The organism is Viridibacillus arenosi (assembly GCF_001955655.1).
GTDB lineage: Bacteria > Bacillota > Bacilli > Bacillales_A > Planococcaceae > Viridibacillus > Viridibacillus arenosi.
The window spans coordinates 167759-184844 of the sequence record NZ_MSPW01000007.1 but is presented as its reverse complement, the minus strand read 5'-3'; the positions used below and the strand labels follow the sequence as shown (position 1 = coordinate 184844).

The following is a 17086-nucleotide window of genomic DNA, read 5'->3' as shown; positions in this document are numbered from 1 at the left end:
TCTCTATAACTTATTTATCGATTACTGCACCTGATTTTTTTGCTACACGAACTTTTTTGCCATCTTCGATTTTATAACCTACGCGAGTCGGCTCGCCAGATTTTGGATCGATTAGCATTACGTTCGAAACGTGAATTGCTGCCTCTTGGCTGACAATTCCACCTTGTGGGTTAACTTGGTTAGGTTTCACGTGTTTTTTGACGATGTTTACACCTTCAACTAGTACACGATCATTTTTAGGGAAAGCAGCAAGAATTACACCTGTTTTGCCTTTTTCTTTACCTGAAATAACCTTTACCTTGTCGCCTTTTTTAACATGCATTCTGTCGCACCTCCTTGATTGGCACTTTCATGAAAATTAAAGAACTTCCGGAGCTAAAGATACGATTTTCATGAAGCTGTTGTCACGTAATTCACGTGCTACAGGTCCGAAAATACGAGTTCCGCGTGGTGATTTGTCATCTTTGATGATTACACATGCGTTCTCATCGAATTTGATGTAAGTACCGTCTTTACGACGAACGCCGCTTTTCGTACGAACGATTACAGCTTTAACTACTTCACCCTTCTTGACAACGCCACCTGGTGTTGCTTTCTTGACAGTACATACGATTACATCACCGATGTTCGCAGTTTTACGTCCAGAACCACCAAGTACTTTGATAGTTAATACTTCTTTCGCACCTGAGTTGTCAGCAACTTTTAAACGGGTTTCTTGTTGGATCACTTAGGTTACCTCCCTTCGGACGTTGTTAGTTCCGAAATTTAATTAGATAATAACCGCTTTTTCTACTACTTCAACCAAACGGAAACGTTTAGTAGCTGATAGCGGACGAGTTTCCATAATGCGGACGATATCTCCAACTTTTGCTTCGTTGTTTTCATCATGCGCCTTGAATTTCTTAGAGTATTTTACACGTTTGCCATAAAGCTTATGCTTTTTGTGAGTTTCAATTAAAACTGAGATAGTTTTATCCATTTTATCTGAAACTACGCGGCCAGTGTAAACTTTGCGTTGGTTACGCTCAGTCATGCTGCAAACCTCCTTTATCAGTTATTTGCACTGATTTCTCTTTCACGAATCACAGTTTTCATACGCGCAATTGCTTTGCGTACTTCGCGGATGCGAGCTGTGTTTTCTAATTGACCAGTCGCCAATTGGAAGCGAAGGTTAAAAAGCTCTTCTTTCAGTGATTTTACTTTAGTTTCGATTTCTGCTGTTGTAAGTTCACGGATTTCATTAGCTTTCATTAGATTCACCACCAATTTCTTCACGTTTAACGATCTTACATTTCACAGGAAGCTTATGAGATGCTAAACGAAGTGCTTCACGAGAGATTTCCTCAGAAACGCCTCCGATTTCGAACATAATTTTTCCTGGTTTAACTACTGCTACCCATCCTTCAGGAGCACCTTTACCTGAACCCATACGCACTTCTAGAGGCTTTTTCGTATATGGTTTATGTGGGAAGATTTTAATCCAAACTTTACCGCCACGTTTCATGTAACGAGTCATCGCGATACGTGCAGCTTCGATTTGACGGTTAGTGATCCAGCTAGCTTCAGTTGCTTGTAAACCGAATTCGCCGAATGCAATTTCTTTACCGCCTTTCGCTTCTCCACGCATTTTTCCGCGGTGTACACGACGGTATTTTACGCGTTTTGGCAATAACATATTATTTGCCTCCTTCCTCAGAGTTCTTCTTCACTGGAAGGACTTCACCGCGGTAGATCCATACTTTAACACCTAATTTACCATAAGTAGTGTCAGCTTCTGCATGAGCATAATCAATGTCAGCACGAAGAGTATGAAGCGGAACAGTTCCTTCACTATAATGTTCAGCACGCGCAATATCAGCGCCGCCTAGACGACCAGATACTTGAGTTTTAATCCCTTTAGCGCCTGCACGCATTGTGCGTTGAATAGTTTGTTTTTGTGCACGACGGAATGATACACGGTTTTCTAATTGGCGAGCAATGTTTTCTGCAACCAATTTAGCGTCAAGATCCGCACGTTTGATTTCAACAATATTGATGTGAACGCGTTTACCAGTGATTTTGCCAAGGTTTTTACGAAGTGATTCCACTTCAGTACCGCCCTTACCAATAACCATACCTGGTTTCGCAGTGTGAATTGTAATATTAACACGGTTTGCAGCGCGTTCGATTTCTACTTTAGAAACTGAAGCTTCTTTTAAGCTTGTTTCAATGTATTTACGTACTTTAATGTCTTCATGAAGTAAAGTAGCGTACTCTTTTTCAGCGTACCATCTAGATTCCCAATCACGAATGACACCAACACGTAATCCTATTGGATGTACTTTTTGACCCACGTATTATCCCTCCTTCTTCTCAGATACCACTAGAGTAATGTGGCTTGTACGTTTGTTAATTGCGCTTGCACGTCCTTGTGCGCGTGGACGGAAACGTTTTAACGTTGGACCTTCATCAACGAATACTTCTGAAATAACTAGGTTATTTACATCTAAATCATAGTTATGTTCAGCATTTGCAACTGCAGATTTTAGTACTTTTTCAACTACAGGAGACGCTGCTCTTGGAGTGTGACGTAAAATTGCAACCGCTTCGCCAATTTGCTTGCCTCGGATTAAATCAACCACTAAGCGGACTTTACGAGGAGCAATGCGAACTGTGCGAGCAATAGCTTTAGCTTCTTGCATCAGGATTTACCTCCCCTCATATTAGCGTACTGATGTTTTCTTATCATCTGCACCATGACCTTTATATGTGCGTGTTGGTGCGAACTCACCTAGTTTATGACCTACCATATCTTCAGTCACGTATACAGGAACATGTTTACGTCCATCATATACAGCGATAGTTAGTCCGATAAAGTTCGGGAAGATAGTAGAACGGCGAGACCAAGTCTTGATAACTTGTTTTTTCTCAGAAGCCTCTTGTGCTTCCACTTTTTTCATTAAGTGGTCATCTACAAAAGGTCCTTTTTTCAAGCTGCGACCCATATTGGAGCCTCCCTCCGTGATCCCACTACGGTTCTTTCAACGAACCGCAGTCTAATCACTTTATTTTTTACGACGACGAATGATAAGTTTGTCGGATTTGTTTTTCTTGTTACGAGTTTTATAACCAAGAGCTGGTTTACCCCATGGTGTCATTGGTGATTTACGTCCGATTGGAGAACGTCCTTCACCACCACCGTGTGGGTGATCGTTCGGGTTCATTACAGATCCACGTACAGTTGGGCGTTTGCCTAACCAACGAGTACGACCTGCTTTACCGATGTTGATTAATTCGTGTTGTTCGTTACCAACTTGACCGATTGTAGCACGGCAAGTAGCAAGAATCATGCGAACTTCGCCAGATTGAAGACGAACTATTACGTATTTACCCTCTTTACCAAGGATTTGAGCTGATGTACCAGCAGAACGTACTAATTGTCCACCTTTACCAGGTTTCATTTCGATGTTATGGATTGTAGTACCCATTGGAATATTTTCAAGTGGTAACGCGTTACCTACTTTAATATCAACATCTGCACCTGAAATAATTGTCATTCCTACAACTAGACCTTTAGGTGCTAGGATGTAGCGTTTTTCACCATCTGCATAATTAATTAATGCGATGTTTGCAGAACGGTTTGGATCATATTCGATAGTAGCAACGCGTCCTGGAATGCCATCTTTCAAACGTTTGAAATCGATGACACGATATTGGCGTTTATGGCCACCACCATTATGACGAACAGTGATTTTACCTTGGTTATTACGACCAGCTTTGCGTTTAGTCGGCTCTAACAATGATTTCTCAGGCTTGTTAGTTGTGATTTCAGCAAAGTCAGATGACGTCATGTTACGACGACCATTTGAGGTAGGCTTATACTTTTTAATCGCCATTTGAGTTCCCTCCTTCTTTATTGTTCAATTATGAACGAAAATTACATTTCGAATAATTCGATTTCGTTGCCAGCAACTAATTTAACGATTGCTTTACGGCGTTTGTTTGTATAACCACCGAATTTACCTACGCGTTTGTATTTACCTTTGTAGTTCATGATGTTTACTTTCTCAACTTTAACACCAAAGATAGATTCAACAGCGTCTTTAACTTCAGTTTTGTTGGCACGAGTGTCAACTTCAAATGTATATTTGTTTTCTGCCATTAGTTCTGAAGAACGCTCAGTAATGACAGGACGTTTTAAAATATCACGTGCTTCCATTAACCAAGCACCTCCTCAACTTTTTCTACAGCAGCTTTAGTGAAAACTACTTTTTCGTGACCTAAAAGATCAAGAACGTTAATACCAGCAGCTGGTACAACAGTAACGCCTTGGATGTTACGAGCAGATAATGCTACGTTTTCATCTAAATTAGCAGTTACGAATAATGCTTTAGATTCGATTGAAAGATCTTTAAGAACTTTTACGAAATCTTTAGTTTTTGGTGCGTCTAGTTTAAGAGCATCTAATACTAAGAAATTAGTTTCTAATACTTTAGCAGATAGAGCTGATTTAAGAGCTAAACGACGTACTTTTTTCGGTAGTTTGTAGCTATAGCTACGAGGTACTGGACCGAATACTACACCACCACCACGCCATTGTGGAGAGCGAATAGAACCTTGACGAGCACGGCCTGTTCCTTTTTGCTTCCATGGTTTACGACCACCACCAGCAACTTCAGAACGGTTTTTTACTTTATGGTTACCTTGACGTAATGAAGCGCGTTGAGCGATTACTGCGTCGAATAACACGTTTTGGTTTGGTTCAATTCCGAAGATTGCATCGTTTAATTCGATTTCACCAACAGAAGAACCCGTTTGACTAAGCAAAGATACTTTTGTCATTCCTGTTTCCTCCTTTCTTCGGTAAGTTAGTTAGCTTTAATAGCAGCTTTTACTGTTACTAATGCTTTACGAGAACCAGGAACATTACCTTTAATAAGTAGTAAGTTGCGTTCAACGTCAACTTTTACGATTTCTAAGTTTTGGATTGTAACAACTCCGCCACCCATTTGACCAGGTAATTTCTTTTGTTTGAATACGCGGTTCGGAGCAACTGGACCCATTGAACCAGGACGACGGTGGTAACGAGAACCGTGGGACATAGGACCACGAGATTGTCCGTGGCGTTTAATAACACCTTGGAAACCTTTACCCTTAGTAACACCTGTTACATCTACTACATCGCCTTCTGCGAAAATTTCAACTTTGACTTCTTGACCAACCTCGTACTCAGCTAAGTTTACATCGCGGATTTCGCGGATGAAGCGCTTAGGAGCAGTGCTTGCTTTAGCTACGTGTCCTTTTTCAGGTTTGTTAGAAAGCTTTTCACGCTTATCTTCGAAACCGATTTGGATCGCTTCGTAACCATCTGTATCAACTGATTTCTTTTGAAGAACTACGTTTGGAGTAGCTTCAACTACAGTTACAGGAATTAAATCACCGTTCTCAGCAAAAACTTGCGTCATACCGATTTTTCTACCTAAGATTCCTTTGGTCATTTGTCACACCTCCTGTGATTATTGTTTTTCTATTTTCATTTTTACCATTAAAGTTTGATTTCAATATCAACGCCAGATGGTAAATCAAGTTTCATTAACGCGTCAACAGTTTGTGGTGTTGGGTTAACGATATCGATCAGACGTTTATGAGTACGCATCTCGAATTGCTCACGAGAATCTTTGTACTTATGCACGGCACGCAGAATTGTGTACACCGATTTTTCAGTTGGAAGTGGAATCGGACCTGATACACTTGCACCTGAACGTTTAGCAGTTTCCACAATTTTCTCAGCAGATTGATCAAGAATTCTATGATCATATGCTTTCAAACGGATACGGATCTTTTGTTTTGCCATTATTTTCCCTCCTTTTCGCCTATTTCCTAGACATTCTCCACGGAAATTTCTCCGTCACACGCGCCATGGCAATGCGGCCGGGTGTGTCGGCAACCTCCCGCTTCATCGCAGTCGAAGACCAACATTTGATATTATACACATAAAAAAAAGAATAAGCAAGTCTTTTTGCTAAACTCTTTTCAATGTCACGTTTATTCTATGTTATCCTCATCTTTTGCTCTTCAGCAGATTCCAAGTATATAAAAAATACAGCTATATTGCAAATTATATGTAATAAAAAAGGATGCAATTCAATTCGAATTGCATCCTTACTATTATAAGAAAAATACACAAGCAATCCAGCCAAAGATGATGAGTGGAATATTTACGAAGATAAATGTTGGTACACATGTATCCCAAATATGATTGTGCTGACCGTCAACATTTAGACCCGCAGTTGGTCCGAGTGTCGTATCTGATGCAGGCGATCCAGCATCTCCTAAAGCACCTGCTGTTCCAATCAAACACATAATCGCTAATGGACTTAATCCTAGTTCAACAGATAACGGTACAAATAACGTCGCTATAATTGGAATTGTTGCAAAAGATGAACCTATCCCCATCGTCACGATTAAACCAATAATTAGCATTACCAATACCGCTAAGCTAGTATTACCTTCTAAAATACTTAATGAACTGTTAATAAGGCTATCTATATCTCCTGTTGCATTTATAACAGATGCAAAGCCGTTTGCTGCAATCATAACAAATCCGATAAATGACATCATGCGCATTCCATCTGTTAAAACTTCATCCGCTTCTCTCCATTTTAAAGCTCCAGTAACGTACATAATGGTAATACCTGCAAATGCACCAACAATCATAGAATCAGTTGTAATCTGTGTATAGAGAGCTGCAATTAATGCAATGATAGTTGAAATAATCACTCTTTTGCTAACCTTTAGTTCTAAAGGAGATGTTTCAACACCCGCTTCTTCGTAGCGTCGAGGTTTACGATAGAAGAATAATGCAACAACTAAACCAATAAGCATACCTAACACCGGAATAGCCATTGCAATAGGAACATCACTTACGGATACTTCCATGCCAGCCTTCGTTACTTGAGTCGCTATAATCTCTTGGAAAATAGAACCGAATCCTGAAGGTACAAAACTATATGTGCCCACTAAACCAACTGCAATAATTGTTGAGATAATTCGGCGATCTACTTCAAGCATATTTAGGATTTTCAAAATTGGCGGAATTAATAACGGAATAAATGCTATATGAATCGGAATTAAGTTTTGAGAGAATACGGCCATTGCAAAAATTAAAAAGAAGATTAAAGCCTTCACTAATCCTTGTTTATTGCTTGCACCGTTTTTATTTAAAAGTTTCAGAATCGAAGCAATCATTAACTCTGGAATTCCTGTTTTTGAAATGGCGATTGCAAAACCACCTAATAATCCGTAACTCAAAGCTATTGTTGCCCCTGCACCTAACCCTTCTGTAAATGTTTCTACAGTTTTAGAAATTCCCATACCACTTGTTAGGCCACCTGCAAACGCACCTAATACAAGTGAAAGAACAACATTTATACGTAATAAGCTTAATATCAACATGACAGCTATCGCTATAATTACTGCATTCATAATTCACACTTCACTTTCATACTCTAGTTCTCTAGTTCGATAAAGTAATTATAAGTAGATTAATTATTAATGTCAATAAAAAAATCCCACATAAAGTAATACTCTACATGGGATTTTTTCTGTAATTATAAACTTTCATTTACAACTTTGCGGTAATACGTAACAGACAACAATGCAAATACCGAATAAAGTAACGCGTAAATACTCATTGTCAGAATTAATGGTGTTGTTAACTCTGTACCAAATAGCATCCAGCCTGATTTAACCGCAAAATAACTGTGTAGTAACCCGATTAGAAGTGGTACACCGAAGTTAAAAGCTTGCTTCATATAAATTCCCTTCATAATCTCTGACTTCGTAAAGCCGATTTTACGAAGAACTGTATAAGACTCTCTTTCATCTTCTGCATCGGACATTTGCTTGAAGTATAAAACACTGCCCGTTGCCAGTAAGAATGCGAGACCGAGGAATGCTGTAATGAAAATGACATTACCCCATAATTCTAATGCATCAGTTTTATTACCTTCCTGAGTCCATGCAAAAAATTGTTTTTCTTTCCCCTTTGTATCCTTTGTAGTGAATTTCCCACCATTGGTTGTCTTTATATATATTCCTTGAACCTTCTCCAAATCTTTTTCTTCAAATGAGTAACCTTCTTGCTCATACCAAATGGAGTTCTTCTGAATTTCGGAATCTGTTGATAACTTATCGAAATATTGGTCTGTTACAACAATAGCTGCACTACCATATGAAAGTTGACTTGTAATAATACCCGCCTTTTCAAGTCCGATCATTTTTAGTTTTGATTTGCCTTCTGTTGTATGCACAGTCATAGACTTACCAACTTCTAGAGGCATTAATTCTGCAAGCATACCGCTATATCCTACTAGATAAGCTTCACCCTCTTTTAAACTAGCTTTAGGGTAGACTTTCTTCATATCGCTTAACTTTGTCACTATGGAATCAAGTCGTATATTTTCTTTAATATCACTAGATATAGGTTTCTTCATCAAGCTTGAAATATCAATATCTACATTCAACAAGGAAAACTCATATTTTTTATAGATTATATTTTCATTGCTTAGGTGTTCTTCAAACATTTTATTTTGTTCATTTAAAGTTATGACATCAAATGGAACATATTGCTTAGCACTTGCACCTGCTGAGTAATACGCAATATAAGACAAGGACATAATAGCTAAAGCAACAGCAGTCATTACTGTAATAAGCGTTAAAGACTTCGCATTCCCTTTCATACGATGCATAATAGGCGTTAATGCCAATACGTCAGTTAATGATAAGTGCCCTTTCTTTCCTTTACGAATAATATTCATAATTAAAGATACTGAAAAACGGAAAACGAAGAAAGTCCCTGTAATAGTGGAAGCCAATATTATAATCATCTTTATTACTAACTGATTAATAGTGGCGGAATCAAAATCAAATAAATGTGCTGATTTATAATATCCAAAGGTAATTAATACTAAGCCTACTAGACCTAATAACATTTGAAACAATCCAAAACGTTTCACACGCGTATCACCCTTTTTACTTGCAGAAAACAAATCAAGTAAAGTTGAACGACGAATCACGAAAATAGTTTGAATGGTTATTACTATTAATAAAATTAAGAAAACAACAAGTGTTTGAAAAAGTGCCTGTGAAGAAAATGCAATTTCCACAAGTGCCTCTTTAGTAATTAGCTTTAATAGAATCATTGCAAATACCCGTGATGTTAAAAAACCAATACTTACGCCTATAGCCGTTGCACCAGACCATAACAGCATATTTTCAATTGATAATAGACGGACAACTACTCCCTTAGACATACCAATCAATTGATATAAACCAATTTCCTTACTTCTACGTTTCATAAATAAATGATTTGCGTAAATTACAAAAAACGTCACAATGAAAACTAACATAACCGAGGCAGCTTTAAACCCTGCTGTACCTGTTGGACTTTCCTTTGTCATTTCTAAAATACTTGGGTTAAATTGCAAAGTCACAAATGAAAAGTACAATGTCACACTAAAGATCAGCGCAAAAAAGTATAAATAATAGTGTGTAATATTCTTTTTCATACTTCTGAGTACAAGTTGACTAATCGTCATAACCGTCACCGCCTAAGACACCTTGCGTATTCATAATTTCTTGGAAGAACATTTTACGATTTTTTTCACCTTTATATAGCTCTGTATAGAGTTGGCCGTCTTTCAAGAACAATACTCGACTACAAAAACTTGCTGCCACTGGATCATGGGTAACCATCATAATTGTCACCCTTTGCTTTTCATTAATAGTAGCTAAGTTTTCTAGAAGAGCTGTAGCTGATTTTGAATCTAGTGCACCTGTTGGCTCATCCCCAAAAACGATGGACGGATTAGAAATGAGGGCACGTGCCGCAGATGTCCTTTGTTTTTGCCCACCCGATATTTCATTCGGATATTTATTAGCCAATTCACGTATATCTAATAAATCTGTTAATGTATTGAAGCGACTCTCAGCTTCAGATTTCGATACTTTACTAATAGATAGAGGTAGTAATATATTCTCTTTCACAGTTAATGTATCTAATAAGTTATAGTCTTGAAAGATAAAACCTAATTGTTCCCTGCGAAACTTCGATAGTTCTTTCTCTTTCATCTTCCTTAAATCATTACCGTCAATTTCTATGACACCTTCCGTCGCATTATCGATCGAACATAGAACATTTAACAAAGTCGTCTTTCCAGAACCTGATGGACCCATGATACCAACAAATTCTCCTTCATTAACCTCTATATCAATACCCTTCAAGACTTCTTGAGCAGTTAATTTACGTCCATATACTTTTTTAACTTTACGTGCTTTTAAAATAGCCATTACATTTCCTCCCTCTCGCTTATATGACCATTCTATAGAATTTTAAAAAAAGAATCGTTTGATTAACATGACAAACAAAAAGAGTAGGTGACATTTTCGTCATCTACTCATGATTTTAACGAACTCATTTTTCAAAGGAAAACGTAAGGAAAAGACTGTCCCGACGTTCTCTTCAGATTGTACAAATATTTGGATACCTAATTTTGATGCTGCATTTTTGGCCAAATATAACCCCATTCCAGTTGATGCAGTCTGATGTCGACCAATTTCACCGGTGAAAGACTTATTAAAAATGCGTGGCAAGTCAGCTTGGCTAATCCCTATACCTGAGTCTTTAATATATAGATATACATGACCGTCTAAATCCTTTGATGCGTATATCTGTATATCTGAATTATCATTACTATATTTCACTGCATTAGAAAGTAATTGACGTATAATAAAGGATGTCCATTTTTGATCAGTCAGTACTTCAGCATCAAGATTTTGAATATCAAAGCCAATACCTTTCTCAATACACCAAGTTTGCAAATTCTTAATCTCTCTCAGTATTGTTTGCCTAATCGATATTATCTCTATCCTGTTGTCATTCTCAATTGAAGAAAGTCTAATATGATGTAATTCTTGATCGAGTAGCAAATGAATTCTTAACCATTCAATTTCAAGACGTTTCTTTAAATTATTTTCTTCTAATGAGTCAATCAAAAGCTTCATCGCAGTTAAAGGTGTCTTCACTTCATGAATCCAGCCTAATGCTCTATCCTTATCTTCTGAAAACTCAACATGTACATTGTTTATTTGTTCTTGTCTTATTACTTCTACATTTTCAATCACATCGAAAAATACTGTTTCAAAACTCGATAATTTTTCTGAACGAGCAGGAAGAACACTTTCTATATCTAAATCATTTCCCAGGAAATGTTTCAGTCTACGAATTGATTTGGTCTCTTTTAAATATCGCCACATTAAAAACACTATAAATAAGACTGTATTAGTTAAATTAAGATAAACTGCTGATACACTAGATAATCCCACATCTAAAAAAAGCACTAAATTTAACCACAGCTGAATGACTATAAAAAAAAGAATCCACGACCTTCTTTCCTTAAGAAATATTAAAAACACTACAAATCAGACCTCCTTGGTAATAGCCATATAGCCCAGTCCTTTTTTTGTAAGAATAACATCTTCCAATCCAATTTCTTCAAGCTTTAAGCGCAAACGATTCACATTAACTGATAACGTATTGTCATTAACAAACCGTTCATCATCCCATAGCTTTCTCATTAATTCATCACGAGATACAATTTGATTTAAATGTTCAATTAAAATTCTTAAAATAAACAATTCATTTTTAGTTAATTCAACTAAACGTTCTTGTTGAAAAATGGTACCTCTTGAATAATCAATGGTAGCTCCATTCCATATTATCGTATGTAGTCTTTCTTGTTTATAATCGTACGTCCTCCTTACAAGGGCTTGTACTTTAGCTAACAGTACATCCATATTAAATGGTTTTTGTATAAAATCATCTGCGCCCATTTGCATAGCCATAACTTGGTCCATAGGATGGTCTCGTGAAGATAAAAAGATAATCGGCACTTTTGAAATATGGCGAATTTCACGACACCAGTGGAAACCATCAAATGCAGGCAACTGAATATCAATAACAACTAGTTGCGGAGTTGTATCATGAAAGCTTTCCATCACTTTTTGGAAATCCCCCGGTTTTGTAACTTCCATAGACCACTGACTGAATCTTTCTCGAATTATATCAAAAATAGCCTGATCATCTTCAATAATAAAAACTTTTATCATACATTCACCCTCTCCTACTATATTGTACAAGAAATAGCTCAAATAAAAAAAGTTTTCTCCAATAAAAGGGAAAACTTTAATAAATTTATAAACAAAAAAACCATCTCGTCGTCACGAGATGGTTTTAAAAAAAGTAATAGAAATTACTTAGTGATTGAAGCTACAACGCCAGCGCCTACAGTACGTCCACCCTCACGGATAGAGAACTTAGTACCTTCTTCAAGAGCGATAGGAGAGATTAAAGAAACAGTCATTTCGATGTTATCTCCAGGCATAACCATTTCTACGCCTTCAGGAAGATTACAAACACCAGTTACGTCAGTTGTACGGAAGTAGAACTGAGGACGGTAGTTTGAGAAGAATGGAGTATGACGTCCACCCTCTTCTTTAGAAAGAACATAAACTTCAGCTTTGAAGTCTGTGTGTGGAGTGATTGAACCTGGTTTAGCAAGTACTTGTCCACGTTGGATATCTTCACGAGCTACACCACGAAGAAGAGCACCAATGTTGTCTCCAGCTTCAGCGTAGTCTAATAATTTACGGAACATTTCAACACCTGTTACAGTTGTTTGTTTAGCTTCTTCAGCAATACCAACGATGTCTACTACGTCGCCGACTTTAACTTGACCACGTTCAACACGGCCAGTTGCAACTGTACCACGACCAGTGATAGAGAATACATCCTCTACTGGCATCATGAATGGTTTGTCAGTTTGACGTTCTGGAGTTGGGATATAAGAATCAACAGCGTCCATTAATTCAACGATTTTTTCTTCCCATTCTGCTTCGCCTTCAAGAGCTTTAAGAGCAGAACCTTTAATTACAGGAAGATCATCGCCTGGGAAATCATATTCAGATAATAGGTCACGAACTTCCATTTCTACTAATTCAAGTAGTTCTTCGTCGTCAACCATATCACATTTGTTCATGAATACTACTAGGTATGGAACACCTACTTGACGAGATAAAAGGATGTGTTCACGAGTTTGTGGCATTGGACCATCAGCAGCAGATACTACTAAGATACCGCCATCCATTTGAGCAGCACCAGTGATCATGTTTTTAACATAATCGGCGTGTCCTGGGCAGTCTACGTGAGCGTAGTGACGAGTATCAGTTTCGTATTCTACGTGAGAAGTATTGATTGTGATACCACGTTCTTTTTCTTCTGGAGCGTTGTCGATATCAGCGTATGACTTAGCTTCTCCACCCATTTTTTTAGAAAGAACTGTAGCGATTGCAGCAGTTAAAGTTGTTTTACCATGGTCAACGTGTCCGATTGTACCAATGTTAGCATGCGTTTTAGAACGGTCAAATTTTTCTTTAGCCATTAGAAAATGCCTCCTCAATAATGTTTATAATTTTAGTTTTATAGTCATATATTTCAGAGAATAGGGCCCTATCCTCTTCCATATATAGCATACAAGTTATTTATACTTTAATTAGAGTGAAAATTCAACTTAGAAATTATTCACCTTTATTTTTTTTGATGATTTCGGCAGCAATTGATTTTGGCACTTCTTCATAATGATCAAATGTCATAGAGAATACACCGCGACCTTGTGTACCAGAACGTAAAGTTGTAGCATATCCGAACATTTCAGATAGTGGAACCATTGCACGAACTACTTGAGAGTTACCGCGAGCATCCATACCCTCAACGCGTCCGCGACGAGCAGTAATGTTACCCATGATATCACCAAGATATTCTTCTGGAATTACAACTTCAACTTTCATCATTGGTTCTAAGATAACAGCGTTACATTGTTTCGCAGCTTCTTTAAGAGCCATAGATGCAGCAATTTTGAACGCCATCTCATTCGAGTCAACGTCATGGTAAGAACCGAATACTAATTTCGCTTTAATGTCGATTAGTGGGTATCCAGCAACTACACCGCGGTCAAGAGAGTCACGAAGACCCTGTTCTACTGCAGGAATGTATTCACGAGGTACTACACCACCAACGATAGCGTTTTCGAATTCAAAGCCTTTACCTTCTTCATTTGGAGAGAACTCAATCGTAACATCTCCGTATTGTCCACGACCACCAGATTGGCGAGTGAATTTACCTTGAACTTTTGCAGAGCCACGGAATGTTTCACGGTAAGATACCATTGGAGCACCTACGTTAGCTTCTACTTTGAATTCACGGCGCATACGGTCAACTAAGATATCAAGGTGAAGCTCACCCATACCAGAGATGATTGTTTGACCAGTTTCAGTGTCAGTGTGAGCACGGAAAGTTGGATCTTCTTCTTGTAGTTTTTGTAAAGCTTGACCCATTTTATCTTGGTCTGCTTTAGATTTTGGTTCTACAGAAAGTGAGATTACTGGCTCAGGGAATTCCATTGATTCAAGAATAACTAGGTTTTTCTCGTCACATAGAGTATCACCAGTAGTAGTATCTTTAAGACCTACTGCTGCTGCGATGTCCCCAGCATACACTTTAGAGATTTCTTCACGAGAGTTAGCGTGCATTTGTAGGATACGACCTACGCGTTCACGTTTACCTTTAGAAGAGTTTTGTACGTATGAACCTGAATCTAATGTTCCAGAGTACACACGGAAGAAAGTTAATTTACCTACGAATGGGTCAGTCATAACTTTGAATGCAAGAGCTGAGAATGGCTCTTCATCAGAAGGATGACGTTCTAATTCCACGTCACCATCAATATCTGTACCTTTGATTGCTGGTACATCTAATGGAGATGGTAAGTAATCGATAACTGCATTTAACATAGGGCGTACGCCTTTGTGTTTGAATGCTGTACCACAGATTACTGGGTAAAATTCTACTGCGATCGTAGCACGACGGATAGCCGCTTTAAGTTCAGCAACAGTAATTTCTTCGCCTTCTAAATATTTTTCCATGATTTCTTCATCAACACTTGCAACAGCATCGATTAATTTCTCACGGTATTCTTCAGCTAGTTCGCGGTGTTCTTCAGGAATTTCTCCTTCAGTTACTGCTGTACCTTTTTCGTCGCCGTAGAAAGTAGCTTTCATTTCAACTAAGTCGATGATAGCAGAGAACTGATCTTCAGCGCCGATTGGTAATTGAACAGGGTGAGCGTTTGCTTGTAAACGCTCATGAAGAGTTCCTACAGAATATAAGAAATCCGCTCCTGTTTTATCCATTTTGTTAATGAATACAATACGTGGAACACCATATGTTGTAGCTTGACGCCAAACAGTTTCAGTTTGAGGCTCAACACCAGATTGAGCATCAAGTACTGTTACAGCACCGTCAAGTACGCGTAATGAACGTTCTACTTCTACAGTGAAGTCTACGTGTCCAGGAGTATCGATGATATTTACACGGTGGCCTTCCCATTGGGCTGTTGTTGCTGCAGAAGTGATTGTAATACCACGTTCTTGCTCTTGCTCCATCCAGTCCATTTGAGAAGCACCTTCATGAGTTTCACCGATTTTGTGAATCTTACCAGTGTAATAAAGGATACGCTCAGTTGTTGTTGTTTTACCAGCATCAATGTGAGCCATGATCCCAATATTACGAGTATTCTCAAGTGAGAATTCGCGTTTCATAGGAAATTTCTCCTTCCATATTGGGGTTAAGCCGATTTTATATTACCAACGGTAGTGAGCAAATGCTTTATTTGCTTCTGCCATTTTGTGCATATCTTCACGTTTTTTAACTGACGCACCAGTGTTGTTAGAAGCATCTAAAATTTCGTTAGCTAGACGTTCTTCCATAGTTTTTTCGCCACGAAGACGAGAGTAGTTTACTAGGTAACGAAGACCAAGAGTTGTACGACGTTCTGGACGTACTTCTACTGGTACTTGATAGTTAGTACCACCTACACGGCGAGCACGAACTTCAAGAACTGGCATTACGTTGTTTAATGCAGCTTCAAATACTTCAATTGGATTGTTACCAGAACGTTCTTTAACTAATTCGAACGCACCGTATAAAATCTTTTGAGAAGTACCTCTTTTACCATCTACCATCATTTTATTAATTAAACGAGTTACTAGTTTTGAATTATAAATTGGATCTGGTAACACGTCACGTTTGGAAACAGGACCTTTACGAGGCATGTGTTTTCCTCCTTTCGATTAGAGCTTGAATTTTATTTATTTTTTTTCTTTTGGTCTTTTAGCACCATATAGAGAACGAGATTGCATACGGCCAGATACTGCAGCAGTATCAAGCGCACCACGAACGATGTGATAACGTACACCTGGTAAATCTTTTACACGACCTCCACGAATAAGTACAACACTGTGTTCTTGTAAGTTGTGGCCTTCACCAGGAATATAAGCGTTAACCTCAATTTGGTTTGTTAAACGTACACGAGCGTATTTACGTAACGCTGAGTTAGGTTTTTTAGGTGTCATTGTACCAACACGTGTACAAACACCGCGTTTTTGTGGTGAGTTAACATCAGTTAGAGCTTTTTGGAAGCTGTTATAACTTTTGTTTAACGCAGGTGAGTTTGATTTCTTACTTTTGGATTGGCGAGGCTTACGTACTAATTGGTTAATTGTAGGCATCGGTTTTTCCTCCCTTCATATCTTCAGTTTAAATCCACACATCCAGGTGGTTCATTTTTAGGTAAAAAACAAAGTCTTTGTGTATCATACACAAAAACCATCATTCAGTAATTGCAACAACTGCAGCACCTACTTGAATTCCGCAGGCTCTACCAAGTTCTTTTTTCGAGTCTACAAATACAATGGGAATACCATTTTTTTGTGCTAATTGCACCGCATGCGTGGTAATTCGATCATCTGCATTTAGAGCAACGAAAATTTCAGTAACATGACCAGTATATATTGCTTTTACTGCTTGCTTAGTACCGATGATTGTTTTTTTAGCCTTTTTGACTTTTTCATAAGACATTTGCATATCCTCCGAAATGATAGACAATCAACTATCAACCTAAAATATATTATCATTCAAAGTATTTATTGTCAA

General features: G+C 38.0%; 23 protein-coding genes. All 23 read right to left on the bottom strand.

Annotated elements, in window-relative coordinates:
• Positions 1 to 10: 10 nt before the first annotated feature.
• Positions 11 to 322 carry a 50S ribosomal protein L24 gene (gene rplX, locus BK137_RS14230; protein ID WP_038179088.1) on the bottom strand — a complete coding sequence of 104 codons (312 nt, stop codon included), beginning with the start codon at positions 320 to 322 and terminating at the stop codon, positions 11 to 13.
• Positions 323 to 358: 36 nt separating this feature from the next.
• The gene (rplN, locus tag BK137_RS14225) at positions 359 to 727 is read right to left on the bottom strand and encodes a 50S ribosomal protein L14 (protein ID WP_038179086.1); all 369 of its coding nucleotides are present in this window, start codon (positions 725 to 727) and stop codon (positions 359 to 361) included.
• A gap of 42 nt (positions 728 to 769) precedes the next feature.
• Entirely contained in the window at positions 770 to 1033 is a 264-nt protein-coding gene (gene rpsQ / locus BK137_RS14220) for a 30S ribosomal protein S17 (protein WP_038179084.1), read from the bottom strand.
• Between the two features lie 17 nt (positions 1034 to 1050).
• Complete coding sequence (gene rpmC / locus BK137_RS14215; protein WP_038179082.1) at positions 1051 to 1251, bottom strand: 50S ribosomal protein L29; 201 nt, start codon at positions 1249 to 1251, stop codon at positions 1051 to 1053.
• A complete protein-coding gene (gene rplP / locus BK137_RS14210; RefSeq protein WP_038179080.1) occupies positions 1241 to 1675 on the bottom strand; it encodes a 50S ribosomal protein L16 in 435 nt (144 codons plus the stop codon). Before rplP ends, rpmC begins: the two co-directional genes overlap by 11 nt.
• A gap of 1 nt (position 1676) precedes the next feature.
• Positions 1677 to 2333 carry a 30S ribosomal protein S3 gene (gene rpsC / locus BK137_RS14205; protein WP_038179079.1) on the bottom strand — a complete coding sequence of 219 codons (657 nt, stop codon included), beginning with the start codon at positions 2331 to 2333 and terminating at the stop codon, positions 1677 to 1679.
• Between the two features lie 3 nt (positions 2334 to 2336).
• Positions 2337 to 2681 (bottom strand): 50S ribosomal protein L22, encoded by a 345-nt coding sequence (gene rplV, locus BK137_RS14200; protein WP_038179077.1) that lies wholly within the window; start codon positions 2679 to 2681, stop codon positions 2337 to 2339.
• 21 nt (positions 2682 to 2702) lie between these two features.
• Positions 2703 to 2984, bottom strand: coding sequence for a 30S ribosomal protein S19 (gene rpsS, locus BK137_RS14195; protein WP_038179075.1), 282 nt, complete (start codon positions 2982 to 2984; stop codon positions 2703 to 2705).
• A gap of 60 nt (positions 2985 to 3044) precedes the next feature.
• On the bottom strand, positions 3045 to 3875 hold the full coding sequence (gene rplB / locus BK137_RS14190; RefSeq protein WP_038179073.1) for a 50S ribosomal protein L2: 831 nt from the start codon (positions 3873 to 3875) through the stop codon (positions 3045 to 3047).
• 41 nt (positions 3876 to 3916) lie between these two features.
• A complete protein-coding gene (gene rplW / locus BK137_RS14185) occupies positions 3917 to 4198 on the bottom strand; it encodes a 50S ribosomal protein L23 (protein ID WP_038179071.1) in 282 nt (93 codons plus the stop codon).
• Positions 4198 to 4821: a 50S ribosomal protein L4 gene (rplD, locus tag BK137_RS14180; RefSeq protein ID WP_038179069.1), complete on the bottom strand. Its 624-nt coding sequence runs from the start codon at positions 4819 to 4821 to the stop codon at positions 4198 to 4200. The genes rplW and rplD overlap by 1 nt, the downstream gene beginning before the upstream one ends.
• A gap of 26 nt (positions 4822 to 4847) precedes the next feature.
• Entirely contained in the window at positions 4848 to 5477 is a 630-nt protein-coding gene (rplC, locus tag BK137_RS14175; RefSeq protein ID WP_038179068.1) for a 50S ribosomal protein L3, read from the bottom strand.
• A gap of 47 nt (positions 5478 to 5524) precedes the next feature.
• Entirely contained in the window at positions 5525 to 5833 is a 309-nt protein-coding gene (gene rpsJ / locus BK137_RS14170; RefSeq protein WP_004233624.1) for a 30S ribosomal protein S10, read from the bottom strand.
• A gap of 314 nt (positions 5834 to 6147) precedes the next feature.
• Positions 6148 to 7464 (bottom strand): Na+/H+ antiporter family protein, encoded by a 1317-nt coding sequence (locus tag BK137_RS14165; protein ID WP_038179064.1) that lies wholly within the window; start codon positions 7462 to 7464, stop codon positions 6148 to 6150.
• A 125-nt stretch (positions 7465 to 7589) separates the two neighbouring features.
• Positions 7590 to 9578 (bottom strand): FtsX-like permease family protein, encoded by a 1989-nt coding sequence (locus BK137_RS14160; RefSeq protein WP_038179062.1) that lies wholly within the window; start codon positions 9576 to 9578, stop codon positions 7590 to 7592.
• Complete coding sequence (locus BK137_RS14155; RefSeq protein ID WP_038179060.1) at positions 9568 to 10329, bottom strand: ABC transporter ATP-binding protein; 762 nt, start codon at positions 10327 to 10329, stop codon at positions 9568 to 9570. The genes BK137_RS14160 and BK137_RS14155 overlap by 11 nt, the downstream gene beginning before the upstream one ends.
• Positions 10330 to 10428: 99 nt before the next feature.
• Complete coding sequence (locus BK137_RS14150; RefSeq protein WP_038179058.1) at positions 10429 to 11454, bottom strand: sensor histidine kinase; 1026 nt, start codon at positions 11452 to 11454, stop codon at positions 10429 to 10431.
• Between the two features lie 6 nt (positions 11455 to 11460).
• Positions 11461 to 12144, bottom strand: a complete 684-nt coding sequence (locus BK137_RS14145; RefSeq protein ID WP_038179189.1) for a response regulator transcription factor — start codon at positions 12142 to 12144, stop codon at positions 11461 to 11463.
• Between the two features lie 146 nt (positions 12145 to 12290).
• Complete coding sequence (gene tuf / locus BK137_RS14140) at positions 12291 to 13478, bottom strand: elongation factor Tu (RefSeq protein ID WP_038179057.1); 1188 nt, start codon at positions 13476 to 13478, stop codon at positions 12291 to 12293.
• 136 nt (positions 13479 to 13614) lie between these two features.
• Positions 13615 to 15693: an elongation factor G gene (gene fusA / locus BK137_RS14135; RefSeq protein ID WP_038179055.1), complete on the bottom strand. Its 2079-nt coding sequence runs from the start codon at positions 15691 to 15693 to the stop codon at positions 13615 to 13617.
• A gap of 42 nt (positions 15694 to 15735) precedes the next feature.
• Positions 15736 to 16206 carry a 30S ribosomal protein S7 gene (gene rpsG / locus BK137_RS14130; RefSeq protein ID WP_038179053.1) on the bottom strand — a complete coding sequence of 157 codons (471 nt, stop codon included), beginning with the start codon at positions 16204 to 16206 and terminating at the stop codon, positions 15736 to 15738.
• A 36-nt stretch (positions 16207 to 16242) separates the two neighbouring features.
• On the bottom strand, positions 16243 to 16662 hold the full coding sequence (gene rpsL, locus BK137_RS14125) for a 30S ribosomal protein S12 (RefSeq protein WP_038179051.1): 420 nt from the start codon (positions 16660 to 16662) through the stop codon (positions 16243 to 16245).
• Positions 16663 to 16762: 100 nt separating this feature from the next.
• Positions 16763 to 17011: a ribosomal L7Ae/L30e/S12e/Gadd45 family protein gene (locus tag BK137_RS14120; RefSeq protein WP_038179049.1), complete on the bottom strand. Its 249-nt coding sequence runs from the start codon at positions 17009 to 17011 to the stop codon at positions 16763 to 16765.
• Positions 17012 to 17086 lie beyond the last annotated feature (75 nt).